Origin of the sequence: Aliivibrio fischeri ATCC 7744 = JCM 18803 = DSM 507, assembly GCF_023983475.1 — a bacterium.
Lineage (GTDB): Bacteria > Pseudomonadota > Gammaproteobacteria > Enterobacterales > Vibrionaceae > Aliivibrio > Aliivibrio fischeri.
Map to the genome: position 1 here is coordinate 1,817,064 of NZ_CP092712.1, position 16,892 is coordinate 1,833,955.

A 16,892-nucleotide genomic window follows, 5' to 3' on the forward strand; every position below is an offset into this window, starting at 1 on the left:
TCTACCTCATGTGAATACTAAATTTACGTTCAATAAGTTTTAACGCACCAGTTGAAACTGCTGTGAAAAATAAGAAAATACAAGCCACTGTCATATAAAAAGTAAATGGCATCTTAGTTGTCCCAGCAGCCATTGAGCTAACACGAACCATATCTTCTAAACCAATAATCGAAACCAAAGCAGTGGTTTTAAGTAGAACTAACCAATTGTTACCAAAACCAGGCAACGCATGACGGATCATTTGCGGAAACAAAATACGACGAAATGCCATTATGCCACTCATACCATAGGCTTTTGCTGCTTCCATTTCACCACGATCTACCGCCATGATTGCACCACGAAATGTCTCAGCCATATACGCGCCAAAAATAAAACCAATGGTTAGGACTCCTGCGATAAAAGGACTAATTTCTATATAATCAGGAAGATAAGAAACCCATTCATGATCTGGGTTTGAGTTTGTCATCCACTCATTTATCCATTCATTACTCGCATACAACCCATTGTTTAATAGCATTTGTCCGCCAAAAAACAGTAGCATCATTAATACTAAATCAGGGATCCCTCGAACAATAGTTGTATAAAGTGTGGCAATAGATCGAGCCCAACAATATGGAGCCATTTTCGCCAAAGCACCAAGTAAACCAAGAAATACGGCTAAGAAAAGAGATAGGAGCGCAACCTGCAGCGTGACCAATGCTCCATCTAAAATGGAGGATTCATATCCTTGTAAATCTAACATACTACTTCCAAGCTTTCGCTTTAATAACAACGCCAATACATATCAAAAATGGTTCATTGGCGTTGCTATAACTATTAGAATGAAAGAGGGATATTCCACCCTCTTTCCTTAAGGCTGATTCAACAATTACTCGCCATATACATCATAGTTAAAGTATTTCGCAGCAATTTCTTGGTAAATGCCTTTTTCACGTAAAGAATCAATTGCAGCATTTAATTGCTCAGTTAGATCCTTATCTTGTTTACGTGTTGCGATACCAAAACCTTCACCAAACCATTTTGGATCAGTTAGTGACGGACCAACAAATTCATACTCTGTACCGCCAGGTTTATTAAGAAGACCTTCTTCTAGTGCTGATGCATCACCTAAAACCGTATCAATACGACCCGCCTTCAGATCTAAATAGGCTTCATCAAATGAACCGTAGCGCTTAAGATCAACACCTTTACCAAAGTTATCCGTTAGGTATTTATCATGTGTTGTTGCACGTTGAACACCAACAGTAACCCCTTTAAGGCCTTCTTTAGTCATTACTAATTTCGTGCCTTTTTTAGCGACAAATTTATTTGGAATAAGTGCATATTTTTCAGTGAAATCAATCTTCTTTTTACGCTCTTCTGTAATAGACATTGCGGCAATAATTGCATCATATTTACGAGCAAGTAATGAAGGGATAATACCATCCCAATCTTGAGCTACAATTTTACAACGTGCTTCCATTTCCTTACATAACGCATTAGCAATATCCACATCAAAACCTTTAAGCTCACCTGAAGGTTCTGTCCAACTAAATGGAGGATAAGCGCCTTCAATACCAAAACGGATTTGTTTCCATTCTTTTGCTTGAGCTGCGCCTGTTAGTGCTGTTGATGCAACAACTGCTGCTAATAACCATTTTTTCATTTCCTTACTCCTGTAACTTTTATTCCGTTTAATTGATTTAATTTTTATTGGTAGTGTTTGCTTTACAATATGTTTAATAAATAGATGAAATAAATTGCTGTAAACGTTCTGATTCTGGGTTAGTAAACAACTTCGCAGGATCTCCCTGCTCTTCAACTAGTCCTTGATGCAAAAACATTACATGATTTGAAACATCGCGAGCAAAAGCCATCTCATGAGTAACAACCAACATAGTTCGTCCTTCTTCAGCGAGATCACGCATTACACCTAAGACTTCGCCAACTAATTCAGGGTCTAGAGCAGAGGTTGGCTCATCAAACAACATAACTTCAGGGTCAACCGCCAATGCTCGTGCTATTGCAGCTCGTTGTTGTTGACCGCCAGATAAATGTCCAGGGTAATAATCTCTGCGCTCATATAATCCAACTTGTTTCAAAAGTTGTTCCGCTTTTTCAATTGCTTGTGCTTTTGGCATACCTAATACATGTACTGGTGCTTCAATCACATTCTGCAGTACCGTCATATGGGACCAAAGATTAAACCCTTGAAAAACCATAGCCAGACGTGAGCGAATTCGCTGAACTTGCTTTTCATCAACAGGAACGGATTCACCTAAACGATTATTTTTCATTTCTATCAGCTCACCATTTACCCATATTTCGCCTTTACTTGGCGTTTCAAGTAAGTTGATACAGCGTAGAAAAGTACTCTTACCTGAGCCAGATGAACCAATAATAGAAATCACATCACCTTTATTTGCTTCTAATGAAATACCTTTTAGTACTTCATTTTGGCCAAAATGCTTGTGTAAATCTTTTATTTCTAGCGCGACTGCATCCTTCATGCGCCATATACTCCTAATTCAGCTACACATTAATCGTTTGCTTTTTACTTTATTCTTAGAATTTAACACTCAAAATTATCACAAGCAACAATTTATTAACCAAAGCATGTTATAGGGACGTAAATTAAACAAGGGTTGAATTCTTATTCATGCTAAGTGGTGAATTTCAATGTTTTATTCCCTATTTGAAAATTTACATTCAACAAATAATTAACATTATATAAACAAGTGAATATGATTCATTATTGTTTTAAAATACAGCTTATAGCACAAATACCACGTATTACATGTAAACGAATTACTGCTATTATTTATGCTTTATTAAGAATTGTTAACAAGTTCAATATTGTTGATACCATTGAAAAAATGCATCAAAAACACTGTAGTAAGTTGATATTAAAGAGATTTATGACTGATATTTTTATCATTAACATAATAACACCAAAGTGTTAACGGTCTCATTTTGTAGTTTTCTTTCATATACAATTATATAGTGATCGAGATCAATCATTGGCTTAATTTTCGTGTGCTACACTCGGCGAAAATAAAAAGAACAAGCTTCAATACCTACTGTATTGATTCATTATTTACTTTAAATTCCATATGAGGATTCTATGTCTACAGACAAAGAACTGAACGAAAAAAGCTATAGCGAATTACACCGCCCAGCTTCTGAGTTCAATAGCCGTTCAGATTACTTAGATCATGAACTTCAAATCATGAAACCACGCCGTTTTGGTTTAAACTTACCAGGCCGTGATTTCCGTTTTGAACTAGAAGATCTTGTTCCTGCTCTAGCGGGTACGATTGGTATCATTGCAATGTACTCTGCTGTAATGATGTCTTGGGCTGACGGTCTAACACAAGCATGGCCTCACATTACTTTAGGCAAAGATTTTGCTATCGAAGTTGCTCGTGTTGAAATGCTTATCCCTGCTTTCTTATTCTGTATCTTAGCTTCTGGTTTCTTTAACCCTCGCGCTAACCTTGCAGGTAACCATGGCCCTATGATCCCACTTATCGGTGCGATCGCGTTAGCTGGTGCACACCCTCTTGCTCTTGCCATTTTATTAGGTGTATTCGGCTTACTACTAAGTTACTTTAAAGGTGGTTCAAAACTGGTTAACCTAACATCGGAAGGGGTTGCTGGTGGTTTACTTGTTTTCTTAGGCTTCAGCGGTGCAATGGGCCAAATTAGCAAAATCCAATCTTGGTCAACAGGCTTAGAAGGCAATTATGGCTATGTTGGTTTGATTGTATTAGCTGTGAACATTGTTCTGTACGCTTACCTTGCTCGTATCAACAAACGTTGGTTAGCAATCCCAGCTTGTGCGTTTGCAGGTCTAGCAGTAGCCCTTGCTCTAGGTGCAGGTTTTGACCTTAAGTTTGAAACTGAAATGGGTCTTCCTAATCTAAACCCTGTTTACTGGTGGGGCTCAACTGAAGAAGGTTGGATGCTTGGCCTACCAAACCTACAACACTTCTTAGCGTCTTTACCATTTGCTATTCTTGCTGTTGCTATGTGGTCTCCAGATTTCCTTGGTCACCGTATCTTCCAAGAACTAAACTACCCTCGTCGTACTGAAAAAGTATTAATGGATGTTGATGACACAATGACTATGTGTTCAATCCGTCAGATGGTAGGTACTGCCGTTGGTGGTGGTAACATCACGTCTTCTTGGGGTACATATATGATCCCTGCTGCGATTGCTAAGCGTCCTATCCCTGGTGGTGCTATCCTTCTAGGTACGATTGTTATGGTTATCGCTATCCTTGGTTTCCCAATGGATGTAGCAGTATGGCCACCAGTTATGTGTATGGCTCTGTTAGTAGGTGTATTCCTACCAATGCTTGAAGCTGGTGTTCAAATGGTTAAAGAGAACAAAGACGCACAATCTGCAGGTATTTGTATCTTTGCAGCTGCTGTTGCAAACCCTGTTTTAGCATGGGCAATGACTATGCTTCTTGATAACAATGGTTTAATCGGTGATAAAGAGCGTCCTAAGAATCTTTCTTTTGTTGACCGTATCGTTATTCCTGGTGGCGTATTAGTAATTTGTTTAATTGCTATGCTTGCTGTTGGTATGCTTGAAGGTCAATATGGCATCAAGGCACTACTATAGTCGCCTCACCTAACGTATAATACTTATGGGGTAACCAAAAAAGTTACCCCTTTTTATTAAAAAAATTGAAAATTTATTGATTTAGTTTAAGGTTTGCAAAAAAAGTTTAAGGTAATCTTGAAAAATAGAGTGGTTAGTCGCAATATATATGCTTATAAGCTAGATTTTGTAATTATTTATATTGTTATTAAATTGAGTGTACTATTTTTCCTTCTAAGGAAGGTTATGGGTAACTCAAACCCATTTTAATAGTACGTATTTTTTCTACTAAAAAGGTAGGTATATCATGGCAGAGCAATTTGCTAAAGCTTGGACAGGTTTTGCAGACGGTGAGTGGCAAAACGAAGTTAACGTTCGCGATTTCATCCAAAAGAACTATGCACCATATGAAGGTGATGAAGCATTCCTAGTTTCTGAAGGTACTGAAGCAACTAACAAGCTTTGGGCTAAAGTAATGGAAGGCATCAAACAGGAAAACGCAACTCACGCACCTGTTGATTTTGATACTGACGTTATCTCTACCATCACTGCTCACGATGCTGGTTACATCGAAAAAGACCTTGAAACTATCGTAGGTCTACAAACTGATGCTCCTCTAAAACGTGCTATCATCCCTAACGGTGGTGTACGTATGGTTGAAGGTTCTTGTAAAGCATACGATCGTCAACTTGATCCTATGATTTCAAAAATCTACTCTGAATACCGTAAAACACACAATGCTGGTGTTTTCGATATCTACACTCCAGACATCCTAAAATGTCGTAAATCAGGTGTTCTAACTGGTCTTCCAGATGCTTATGGTCGTGGCCGTATCATCGGTGATTACCGTCGCGTAGCACTTTACGGTATTGACTTCCTAATGAAAGACAAGCTTGCTCAATTCACGTCTCTACAAGAGCGTTTTGAGAAAGGCGAAGACCTAACAGCAACTATGCAACTTCGTGAAGAAATTGCTGAGCAACACCGTGCTCTAGGTCAAATCAAAGAAATGGCTGCGAAATACGGTTTCGATATTTCTAACCCTGCAACTACAGCTCAAGAAGCGGTTCAATGGACTTACTTCGGTTACCTAGCTGCTGTTAAATCACAAAATGGTGCTGCAATGTCTCTAGGTCGTACTTCGACTTTCCTAGACATCTACATCCAACGTGATATCGATGCTGGTCTTCTAACTGAAGAACAAGCTCAAGAAATGATCGACCACTTCGTAATGAAGCTACGTATGGTTCGTTTCCTACGTACTCCTGAATACGATGAGCTATTCTCTGGTGACCCAATCTGGGCTACAGAATCTATGGGTGGTATGGGTCTTGACGGTCGTACACTAGTTACACGTACTAACTTCCGTTTCCTAAACAGCCTATACACTATGGGTCCTTCTCCAGAGCCAAACATCACTGTTCTTTGGTCTGAGCAACTACCTGACGGCTTCAAACGTTTCTGTGCGAAAGTGTCTATCGATACTTCTTCTATCCAGTACGAAAATGATGACCTAATGCGTCCTGACCTACAATCTGATGACTACGCAATCGCTTGTTGTGTATCTCCAATGGTTGTTGGTAAGCAAATGCAATTCTTTGGTGCTCGTGCTAACCTTGCTAAAACTATGCTTTACGCAATCAACGGTGGTGTTGATGAGAAGCTGAAAATGCAAGTTGGCCCTAAAGAAGCGCCAATGACAGACGAAGTTCTTGATTACGCTAAAGTAATGGATCGTCTAGATCACTTCATGGATTGGTTAGCAACTCAATACGTTACAGCATTGAACTCTATCCACTACATGCACGACAAATACAGCTACGAAGCGTCTCTAATGGCTCTTCATGATCGTGACGTTCGTCGTACAATGGCTTGTGGTATCGCTGGTCTTTCTGTTGCAGCTGACTCACTATCTGCAATCAAGTTCGCTACAGTTAAACCTGTACGTGACGAAGACGGCATTGCTATCGATTTCGAAATCGAAGGTGATTACCCTAAATTTGGTAACAACGACCCACGCGTTGATGATATCGCATGTGAACTAGTTTCTACGTTTATGGGCAAAATCCGTAAACTGAAAATGTACCGTAACGCTATCCCAACTCAATCTATCCTTACTATTACATCTAACGTTGTATACGGTAAGAAAACTGGTAATACACCAGACGGTCGTCAAGCAGGTGCTCCTTTTGCTCCTGGTGCTAACCCAATGCACGGCCGTGATGAGAAAGGTGCTGTAGCATCTCTAACTTCAGTAGGTAAACTACCGTTTGCTGATGCACAAGATGGTATCTCTTACACATTCTCTATCGTACCTAACGCTCTAGGTAAAGACGATGACAACCGTCGTTCTAACCTTGCTGGCCTAATGGATGGTTACTTCCACCACGAAGCAAACATCGAAGGCGGTCAACACTTGAACGTTAACGTTCTTAACCGTGAAACTCTAGAAGACGCAGTTAAGCACCCAGAGAACTACCCACAACTAACTATCCGTGTATCGGGTTACGCTGTGCGTTTTAACTCTCTAACTACTGAACAACAAAAAGACGTAATCGCACGTACTTTCACTGAATCACTATAATTCAGCGTTAATTAAGTAGAATTAAGCCCTGCCATTTTGGTGGGGCTTTTTTATGGTTCATCGCGGCTTTCCGGGGAAAGCCGCTTTTATCTTCATAAAGAAATAGTCCGTATCTCTGTAGCCATACCCCATTCTTTTGATTAACTTAATTTTGTTATTTATTCCTTCCAGTGTACATGTATTTAATCGATATAAAGACGAACTAACAATTCCGTGAAGGTATGGTTTTAACTTTCGTGCAAAACTGATTAGTGGTTTGATCCCACTCTCATTTACCTGTTGCCACCATACATCCCATAGTTCTATTGCCTGCGTTTCTGAGTCACAATACCAGAGCTCTTTTAATTGCTCTCCTAGCAAATGAGTCACCATTAAATCGTGGTTTACCGAAAGTATTTCATCTAAATAACTCTGTTGATTTACGTCTAGATTGTCTCTATTTTTCAAAAGGATCCAGCGTGAACGCTTAATCCAACGACGAGCTTTTTTGTCTTCTTTGAGTTGATTCGCTTGATCTACCCTAACCCTATCCATTACCTCTCGTCCATATTTGGCTACCACATGAAAAAGATCGTATACAATACGTGCATTAGGGCAATGAGCTTTCACTTCGAGATCGAAAGCTGTATTCATATCCATAGCCACTGCTTCGATATTTTCGGCATGCTTACCAAGCTCTTCAAAGAAAGGCCTGATATCAGTTCGGCTTCTACCTAAACCAATCCAAAGCACTTGATGTGTCTGCGCATCGGCAATCACTGTTGCATATCGATGTCCTTTAAATATGGCAAACTCATCCATCACTAGTTGGCGTAATTTATCCCATGGTATGTCAGGGATAACTCGTTTAAGTCGTTGTTTATCAATATTCTTTATCGTGTGCCAATGTACTCCAGTCAGTTCTGAAATATGTTTAATCGGCAGCAAAGGCAGCAGTTGTTCAATATATTCTATCAATCGATTAGTCAGGCGTGAGTATGGTTTAAGCCAAGATATTGCTTCCGTTTTTGTACCGCATAGCAAACATGTAATGCGCCTAGTCTGAATCAAAAGTTCAACTGGAGTTCCTAATATCATAGCGTCTTTAATAGTTCGCCACTGAGTATCGTGAGTAAATTCAGAGAGTCGCCCGCAAGAGCAGAATGCTGGGGAGTCAGGTTTTAAGGTTATAGAGATTAATGAATCAGTTTTATGAGACTTTACGATCTGAAAACCTTTCCAGAAGGATGATAAAAAAGTATTATTTGGCATGAAAACGGCAGTTTGTGAAAAGTTGTGTTTGGCGATGTAACTTTACCACTAACTGCCGTTTTTGTTTTCAATTCCCGCTAATCTGCGATGAACCTTTTTTATTACCTTAAATTAAAGTTTCTCTCCCCTTTCTCTTCTTCATTACTACTTAATTGACCGCTTTTGTAATAAAATAACCGCATAATTATAGTTCGGAGAAATGTCGTCATGTCTGTAGGTCGTATTCACTCTTTTGAAACATGTGGAACTGTTGATGGTCCTGGTATTCGCTTTATTGTTTTCTTACAAGGCTGCTTAATGCGTTGTATGTATTGCCACAACCGTGATACTTGGGATACACATGATGGTAAAGAAGTGACCGTTGCTGAATTGATTGAAGAAGCAAAAAGCTACCGTCACTTTATGAAAGCCTCAGGAGGCGGTATTACTTGTTCAGGTGGTGAAGCAATGCTACAACCTGAATTTGTACGTGATTTTTTCCGTGCAGCTCAAGCAGAAGGCATCCATACTTGTTTAGATACCAATGGGTATATTCGCAAACACACGGATGTAATTGATGAAGTTTTAGAAGCATCAGATCTTGTTATGCTTGATCTAAAACAGATGAAAGATGACATCCATAAAGAATTCATCGGTGTATCAAATACTCGAGTTCTTGATTTTGCACGTTATCTTCATAAGATTGGACAAAAAACATGGATCCGTTACGTTATTGTTCCTGGCTATACTGATGATGAAGAATCAGCACACCTTCTAGGTGATTTTATTAAAGATATGGATAACATTGAAAAAATAGAATTACTTCCATACCACAAATTAGGTGCTCATAAATGGGAAGCATTAGGTCATGACTACCCTCTTGAGGGCGTAAACCCTCCATCAAAAGAAACGATGGAAAAAATGGTCGAAATCCTAAGCCAATACCACAACAACGTAAAATATTAATTACGTCGTTCCCTTTATCAGCAACACAAATGCCCGATCTTCGGGCATTTTTATTGGAAAAAATAATGTATCAATTAAGTTTTTCGCTACAAGAATTCCTATCTGAGTATTGGCAAAAAAAACCAGTGATCATCAAAGGTGGATTTGAGAACTTTCAAGATCCTGTTACTCCAGAAGAGTTAGCAGGACTTACTTTAGAAAACGATGTCGATTCTCGATTCATTTCTAACGCTAATAACCAATGGAAAGCAGAACACGGCCCCTTATCTGAAGAGTTATATGAAACACTTGGCGAAACCAATTGGTCTATTATCGTTCAGGCGGCTAATCATTGGCATGAAGGTGCGGCTGAATTGTTTAAACCTTTTAAACAAATGCCAAATTGGTTATTCGATGACATCATGATCAGCTACTCAGTACCTCATGGTGGTGTTGGTCCACATATTGATCAATATGATGTATTTATTATTCAAGGTCAGGGAAAGCGTCATTGGCGTGTTGGCGATATCGGTGAATATCAAGAAGAACATAGACATTCTGCACTAAAACAAATTACTGGATTTGAACCGATTATCGATCAAATTCTAGAGCCTGGTGACATTCTTTATATCCCACCAGGCTTCCCGCATGATGGCTACGCCTTAGAGCCATCTATGAGTTATTCAGCCGGTTTTCGTTCTCCAAAAGAGCAAGAGTTAATCAGCAATTTTGCGGACTTCATTATTGAAAATGAAAAAGGCGATGTTCATTACCATAATCCAGATCTTCCTGCACAAATTCACGGTAGTGAAATCACAACAAAAAGCTTTGAAGACTTAAAAGCCATGATGTTAAGTGCGATGTCAGATGAGCAAACACTAAAACAGTTTATGGGAGAGTACTTAAGTAATTCTCGTCATCATTTAAATATTATTCCAGATTCTGAGAAGTGGACAACTGAAGAGTTGCTTAGTTACTTACAATCAGGTCAAGCATTGATCAAAGTGGCAGGCGTCCGCGCGTTTTACCATGAAGTAGAATCATGTGAAGAAAACATGACTCTTTTTATTGATGGTGAAAGTTATGTTTTCCCATTAAAAATGAAAAATGATGTGATTATATTATGTGAAGCTAATGAGGTAACACTGAACAATATTGAACAGCTTTTACTAGACCCTCATTCAGTCGCTAATTTGCTTCAACTGGTAAATATCGGTTATTTTTACGCGGAATAGCTACAAAAAAAGCGCGATATAAATTGCCTATCGCGCTTAAGCCTGTCACAGGCTGAATTTAAATACATTTTGTTAACCCATCATAAATATCATGATAGGGTTTTATTAGATATCTGCTACCGCCAAACACGATACAGCGTGTACATCATTACCTTTTAATTCAGGCTTTGTTTCTGCACATGCATCTGTTGCTTGAGGACAACGTGTACGGAACACACATCCAGATGGTGGATTAATTGGAGATGGTAAATCCCCTTCTAGCATTTCAATCGTTTTTGCTCTTTCTAGCTTTGGATCAGGAATTGGAACTGCTGACATCAAGGCTTTTGTATAAGGGTGTTTAGGATTACTAAATAACGCGTCAGACTCACCAAGTTCAACTTCGTTACCTAAATACATAACTAGAACACGATCTGAAATATGCTTCACAACCGATAAATCGTGAGCAATAAAGACTAGACTTAAACCAAGTTCTTTTTGAAGTTCTTTAAGTAAATTTACTACCTGTGCTTGAATCGATACATCCAGAGCCGACACTGGCTCATCACAAATGATCATCTTTGGCTTTAAAATAAGTGCTCGTGCAATACCAATACGCTGGCATTGTCCACCAGAGAATTCATGAGGGTAGCGGTTGATTACGTTAGGTAACAAACCTACTTTTGCCATCATCTCTTTAACTCTATCCTTCACTTCATCTTTTGTTAGCTTTGGATAGAAAGTAAGTAATGGCTCAGCGATAATGTCACCTACTGTCATACGAGGATTCAATGATGCCAAAGGATCTTGGAATATCATTTGTATTTCTTTGCGCTTTTGACGAAGTGGTTCATCTTCTAATTTAGTCAGATCTTCTCCTAACCAAACTACTTCACCATCTGTCGCCTCAACTAAACCAATAATGGCACGAGCAAAGGTTGATTTACCACAACCAGATTCACCAACAACACCCAGTGTTTCACCTTCATACAAACGAACGTTAACACCATCAACCGCTTTTAAGTTTGCAGGTTTTGCCCAAGGCCATACTGATTTAGCTGCAATGCTAAAATGCACTTTAAGGTTCTTTACATCTAGAATTAATTTTTTATCTACTGACATTACCACGTCTCCTGATCAGAAAAACAAGCACGTAAACGATCTTGACCAAACGGCAATAAAATCGGAGCTTCTTGCTTACAACGGTCCATAACACGATGACATCGTTCTTGATAAGGACAGCCTGTAGGTAAACGGAGTAAATTGGGTGGGTTACCAGGAATAGTCGGTAATATTTCACCTTCTGTATCTAAACGTGGAATCGCTTTTAATAACCCCTCAGCATAAGGGTGGCTTGGTTCGTAAAATATTTCATTTACTGTACCGTATTCCATTGTACGACCAGCATACATAACAAGCACTTTGTCACAAGAACCAGCAACAACACCAAGATCGTGAGTAATCATGATAATCGCTGTATTAAATTCACTTTTCAGCTCATTCAATAATTCCATAATTTGCGCTTGTACCGTTACGTCTAACGCAGTCGTTGGTTCATCAGCAATAAGAAGTTTCGGACGACAAAGCAATGCCATTGCAATCATCACACGCTGGCGCATACCACCCGAAAATTCATGTGGGTACATCGTAATACGTTTACGCGCTTCTGGTATTTTAACTGCTTCTAACATTCGAACAGACTCTTCAAATGCTTCCGCTTTACCCATGCCTTTATGTAGCATGAGCACTTCCATTAATTGCTCACTTACTTTCATGTACGGATTAAGTGACGTCATTGGATCTTGGAAGATCATCGCCATCTGTTCAGCACGAATACTGTTTAACTCTTTTTCTGGAAGGTTAAGGATCTCTTTTCCTTCAAACTTTGCGCTACCAGTAATAATACCGTTTTTAGCTAATAAACCCATTAAGGCAAATACAGTTTGTGATTTACCTGAACCTGATTCACCAACAATACCTAATGTCTCACCTTGTTTTAGTGAGAAGTTTAAATCATTTACTGCCGTTACATTACCATCTTGTGTGGTGAACTCTACTCGCAGATCTTTTACATCTAATAAACTCATAATTCTTTCCTGCTCAAATTTGTTTAATAATTAACTGTCCACACAGAGGATTATCTGTCTTTTGGATCCAGCGCATCACGTAAACCATCACCTACATAGTTAAAGCAGAACAAGGTAACGACCATAAATAAAGCTGGGAAAGTTAACTGCCAAATTGCCACTTCCATAGTTTGAGAACCTTCTTGAAGTAAGGCGCCCCAACTAGTCATCGGCTCTTGAACACCCAGACCAAGGAAAGATAGGAAAGATTCAGTTAGGATCATACTCGGGATAAGTAATGTTGAATAAACAGCAACAATACCTAGTACGTTTGGTACGATATGACGAGTGATGATGCCCCACTTACTCACACCACACACGTGTGCTGCTTCAATAAACTCTTTACTACGTAAGCTAAGTGTTTGACCACGAACAATACGAGCCATATCAAGCCAAGCAATTGCACCAATAGCAACAAAGATAAGAACGATATTACGCCCAAAAAATGTTACTAATACGATAACCAAAAACATAAAAGGCACAGCGTATAAGATTTCAATAAAACGCATCATTACTCGGTCAACTTTACCACCAACAAAGCCTGATGTTGCGCCGTAAAGCGTTCCAATTAGTACAGCAACTAATGCACCTAGAATACCAACCATCAATGAAATTCGTCCACCAACTAAGGTACGAACAAATAAATCACGACCTAAGCTGTCCGTTCCAAATAAGTGCGCCATACTTGGGCCTTGGTGTAGAGCATACCAATCTGTATCATCATAAGCATATTGACTGAACATCGGCAGGAAAATTACAGCCAAAGTCATCAAAGTAAGAATAAACAAACTGATCATTGCCGCTTTGTTTCGCATAAAGCGGATTCGTGCGTCTTGCCATAGACTGCGACCCTCAATCTCCAAACTTTCAGAGAATTTTTCGATCGCTTCTAAATTTTCTTTTTTCGTTAACATGCGTCCATTCCCTATTAATAACGAATTTTCGGGTCGATAATTGCTAGTAATACATCAACAATTGCGTTGAATAAGATAAATAGGAAACCAATCAGAATGGTTACCCCCATTACTAACGAATAATCACGGTTAAATGCAGCATTGACGAAAAGCTTACCAATTCCAGGTAGACCAAAAATCGTTTCAATAACAACAGAACCGGTAATAATGCCGACAAATGCTGGTCCCATATAAGAAACAACAGGCAACATTGCAGGCTTTAGTGCATGTTTAATAATAATGTAGCGATAACTTAATCCCTTCGCACGAGCGGTTCGAATAAAGTTACTGTTTAATGTTTCAATCATGCTGCCACGAGTAATACGTGCAAAAGTCGCAACATAAAGGAATGACATACCTAGAATTGGTAAGAACATGTATTTAAATGAGCCATCATGCCAGCCACCAGCAGGGAACCAGCCAAGCTCAATAGAAAAGAGATAAATCAGTGCAGGGGCCAATACAAAGGATGGCATCACCACCCCCACCATAGCGGTGGACATAATCGTATAATCAAGCCATGTATTTTGCCTTAATGCGGCTAAGGTACCGACAGTAACCCCAAGTATCACCGTAAAAATAAACGCAAAAAAACCAACTTTAGCTGACACTGGTAATGCAGCTTCAACCAATTCATTTACTGTATAATCTTGATATTTAAATGAAGGACCGAAATCACCTTGTAAGATATTACTAAGGTAAGTCGTATATTGTTCAAATACCGGTTTATCTAAACCGTATTTTGCATTGATATTCGCCATAACTTCCGGAGGAAGTGGGCGTTCTGTTGAAAATGGATTGCCAGGTGCAAATCTCATTAAGAAAAAAGAAATGGTGATCAAAACCAACATTGTTGGAATTGCTTCAAGTATCCGTTTGATAATGAATTGAAACATAATTCACTCTTCCAGTCTGTGACAAAAAATATTAAAAGATGGATCTAGCCACTACACGCGATCCTGCGTGTAGTGACATTTTTTATAGTTTTATTTTGCTAAATTACTTAGCTTTGATATATAGATCTTTCGAGTAGATTTTTTCTTCCGCATTGCCCGTTGGGAAGCCACCTACTTGTGGAGATAATAGACGAGATTTGACATACTGATAGATAGGAGCAATCGGCATATCTTTAGCTAGAAGTTTCTCAGCTTCCAGATAGATAGCATTACGCTCTTCTTCAGAAGTTGATGCTAGGGCTTTTTCAATTAATGCATCATACTCTGCACTACCGTAGTGTTGACCACCAGTCGTGTTCTTACTTACCATTAATGTTAGGAATGCTGACGCTTCGTTATAATCGCCACACCACCCCGCACGAGCCACTTCAAACTGACCTTGATCTTTAGAATCTAGGTATGTTTTCCACTCTTGGTTTTCTAAAACAACTTCAAGCCCAAGTGTCTTTTTCCACATAGAACCAGCCGCAACTGCGATCTTCTTATGGTTTTCAGACGTGTTGTATAGCAGTGTAAATTTAAGTGGATTCTCAGGACCAAAGCCTGCTTCTGTTAATAAACGTTTTGCTTCTGCATTACGCTCATCTTGGGTCATTTTGCCATAAGCAGGAAGTTCAGGATTAAAGCCAGCAGTAATTTCAGGTGTTAAGAAATAAGCTGGTTTTTGACCTTGACCTAGAATTACGTCTGAAACAATAGAGCGGTCAATAGCGTAAGAAATCGCTTTACGCACACGAACATCATCAAATGGCTTTTTCTTAGTATTAAACGAGTAGTAGTAAGTACATAAGCTACCTACAACAGAAACTGAATCCGGTTCTTCTTTTTGTAGACGTTTAAAGTGTTCAACTGGAAGTTCATTAGTAAAGTCTAATTCTCCAGATAAGAAGCGGTTCATTTCTGAAACCTGATTTTCGATAGGTAGGAACGTAACCTTAGTTAATTTAGTATCTTTGTTGTCCCAGTATTGTTCATTACGAACAAGCTCTAAACGTTCATTTACAACCCAGTTATTAACAACGAATGCACCATTACCTACGAAGTTGCCAGGTTTAGTCCATTGGTCACCAAATTTTTCAATTGTTGCCTTATGAACAGGCTTCACTGTCGTGTGGCCCATCATTTTTACAAAATAAGGAACAGCAGTATCAAGTTGAACTTCTAGAGTATGAGCATCAATCGCTTTAACACCAAGTTCACTCTTATCTTTTTTACCAGCAACAATGTCTTTTGCATTTGCCATCTTAGTATATTCCATATACCAAGAGTATGGTGATGCTGTCATTGGATCCACTGCTCTTTGGAAACTGTATACAAAATCATCAGCAGTTACAGGATCACCATTTGACCATTTAGCATCTTTACGTAAATGGAATACAAATTTTTTGTTATCTGTTGTTTCCCAACTTTCAGCAACACCCGGGATCGTATTACCATCAGCATCCTGATTTACAAGACCTTCTAATAGATCACGGATAACGTGAGATTCAGGAACACCTTGAGATTTATGAGGGTCTAAAGTCGCAACCTCAGTACCATTACCACGAACCAACTCTTGTACATCTGCATATACGACTTCAGTTGATTCAGGCTTTTCAGCAGGTTTCGTTTGTTTGACAGGTTGCTCTGCGGTTTTGTCTCCACAGCCAGCAAGTGCTAGTGACAGGCCACCAAGCAAAATAGCTTGTGTAATTTTATTCTTATACATGCATTAACTCCAATACATTCAATTTGCATCCATGACATTCTTCGGGCAAAACGACTCGCCAATCATTTAAATCTAAAAAACGTTAAATACGCCTAAAAAAGATTAAATCCTTCGAAGAATTGTGGGCAACATTATCAATCATTGAAGTAATTTGCCACATTTTTGTCACAAAACACCCGATAATTTTTAAAATCATCACAAATAACCGAATAATTAACCAGATTATTTATCCTTTATGGATTGAACGAATACAAAGCTTAATAAAGGTAGAATCCCCTACTATTTTGTCTAGTTTCTCATCAATAAACCACATATTAACCTAACAATTTCATAACAAAAAAATATAATATCGATGGAATTTCAAGCAAAAAAACCTTAAAAACTAAATTCAAAGCGCAAATAAACATCTATTTTTATAAAGCAATAAAAAAATGACATTCTTTAGGGCAGTCCAACATTCTTTTTTTGTAATTGCATTTAAAACATGTGAATACCTAAGGTTGATGCCAAACTAAACACTTCTTCTGGAAATTTATAAATTATAAACAAAGATAATATGGATGCTGAAATTTCAGCAGTAATCCA

Annotated in this window: 13 protein-coding genes; 4 read left to right on the forward strand and 9 right to left on the reverse strand. The window is 38.7% G+C overall.

Annotated elements, in window-relative coordinates; all coding sequences use genetic code 11:
- Window position 1: 1 nt before the first annotated feature.
- The 3 genes from AVFI_RS08385 to AVFI_RS08395 form a co-directional block, all read right to left on the reverse strand.
- The gene (locus AVFI_RS08385; protein ID WP_188863944.1) at window positions 2-742 is read right to left on the reverse strand and encodes an ABC transporter permease; all 741 of its coding nucleotides are present in this window, start codon (window positions 740-742) and stop codon (window positions 2-4) included.
- 126 nt (window positions 743-868) lie between these two features.
- On the reverse strand, window positions 869-1,645 hold the full coding sequence (locus AVFI_RS08390) for an ABC transporter substrate-binding protein (protein ID WP_005419848.1): 777 nt from the start codon (window positions 1,643-1,645) through the stop codon (window positions 869-871).
- 73 nt (window positions 1,646-1,718) lie between these two features.
- On the reverse strand, window positions 1,719-2,489 hold the full coding sequence (locus tag AVFI_RS08395; protein ID WP_005419849.1) for an ABC transporter ATP-binding protein: 771 nt from the start codon (window positions 2,487-2,489) through the stop codon (window positions 1,719-1,721).
- A gap of 614 nt (window positions 2,490-3,103) precedes the next feature.
- On the opposite strand from AVFI_RS08395, the gene AVFI_RS08400 reads away from it, so the two are divergent.
- Both AVFI_RS08400 and pflB read left to right on the forward strand, forming a co-directional pair.
- Window positions 3,104-4,612, forward strand: coding sequence for a DUF3360 family protein (locus tag AVFI_RS08400; RefSeq protein WP_188863943.1), 1,509 nt, complete (start codon window positions 3,104-3,106; stop codon window positions 4,610-4,612).
- A 286-nt stretch (window positions 4,613-4,898) separates the two neighbouring features.
- Window positions 4,899-7,175: a formate C-acetyltransferase gene (gene pflB, locus AVFI_RS08405; RefSeq protein WP_005419853.1), complete on the forward strand. Its 2,277-nt coding sequence runs from the start codon at window positions 4,899-4,901 to the stop codon at window positions 7,173-7,175.
- Window positions 7,176-7,232: 57 nt separating this feature from the next.
- Here pflB and AVFI_RS08410 read toward each other — a convergent pair whose 3' ends face one another.
- A complete protein-coding gene (locus AVFI_RS08410) occupies window positions 7,233-8,426 on the reverse strand; it encodes an ISL3 family transposase (protein ID WP_199414938.1) in 1,194 nt (397 codons plus the stop codon).
- A 207-nt stretch (window positions 8,427-8,633) separates the two neighbouring features.
- Between AVFI_RS08410 and pflA the strand changes: the two genes are divergently transcribed.
- Complete coding sequence (gene pflA, locus AVFI_RS08415; protein ID WP_005419854.1) at window positions 8,634-9,371, forward strand: pyruvate formate lyase 1-activating protein; 738 nt, start codon at window positions 8,634-8,636, stop codon at window positions 9,369-9,371.
- Window positions 9,372-9,436: 65 nt separating this feature from the next.
- Entirely contained in the window at window positions 9,437-10,585 is a 1,149-nt protein-coding gene (locus AVFI_RS08420; RefSeq protein ID WP_054775953.1) for a cupin domain-containing protein, read from the forward strand.
- Between the two features lie 105 nt (window positions 10,586-10,690).
- Here the strand turns inward: AVFI_RS08420 and oppF are convergent, their stop codons facing one another.
- The 5 genes from oppF to AVFI_RS08445 all read right to left on the reverse strand — a co-directional run bounded on the left by oppF (window position 10,691) and on the right by AVFI_RS08445 (window position 16,307).
- Window positions 10,691-11,686 (reverse strand): murein tripeptide/oligopeptide ABC transporter ATP binding protein OppF, encoded by a 996-nt coding sequence (oppF, locus tag AVFI_RS08425; RefSeq protein WP_012533729.1) that lies wholly within the window; start codon window positions 11,684-11,686, stop codon window positions 10,691-10,693.
- Window positions 11,686-12,651: an ABC transporter ATP-binding protein gene (gene oppD, locus AVFI_RS08430; RefSeq protein ID WP_005419857.1), complete on the reverse strand. Its 966-nt coding sequence runs from the start codon at window positions 12,649-12,651 to the stop codon at window positions 11,686-11,688. The genes oppF and oppD overlap by 1 nt, the downstream gene beginning before the upstream one ends.
- Window positions 12,652-12,701: 50 nt before the next feature.
- On the reverse strand, window positions 12,702-13,604 hold the full coding sequence (gene oppC, locus AVFI_RS08435) for an oligopeptide ABC transporter permease OppC (protein ID WP_012533085.1): 903 nt from the start codon (window positions 13,602-13,604) through the stop codon (window positions 12,702-12,704).
- Between the two features lie 14 nt (window positions 13,605-13,618).
- Window positions 13,619-14,539: an oligopeptide ABC transporter permease OppB gene (oppB, locus tag AVFI_RS08440; RefSeq protein ID WP_065604864.1), complete on the reverse strand. Its 921-nt coding sequence runs from the start codon at window positions 14,537-14,539 to the stop codon at window positions 13,619-13,621.
- 103 nt (window positions 14,540-14,642) lie between these two features.
- Window positions 14,643-16,307 carry an ABC transporter substrate-binding protein gene (locus AVFI_RS08445; protein ID WP_005419860.1) on the reverse strand — a complete coding sequence of 555 codons (1,665 nt, stop codon included), beginning with the start codon at window positions 16,305-16,307 and terminating at the stop codon, window positions 14,643-14,645.
- Window positions 16,308-16,892 lie beyond the last annotated feature (585 nt).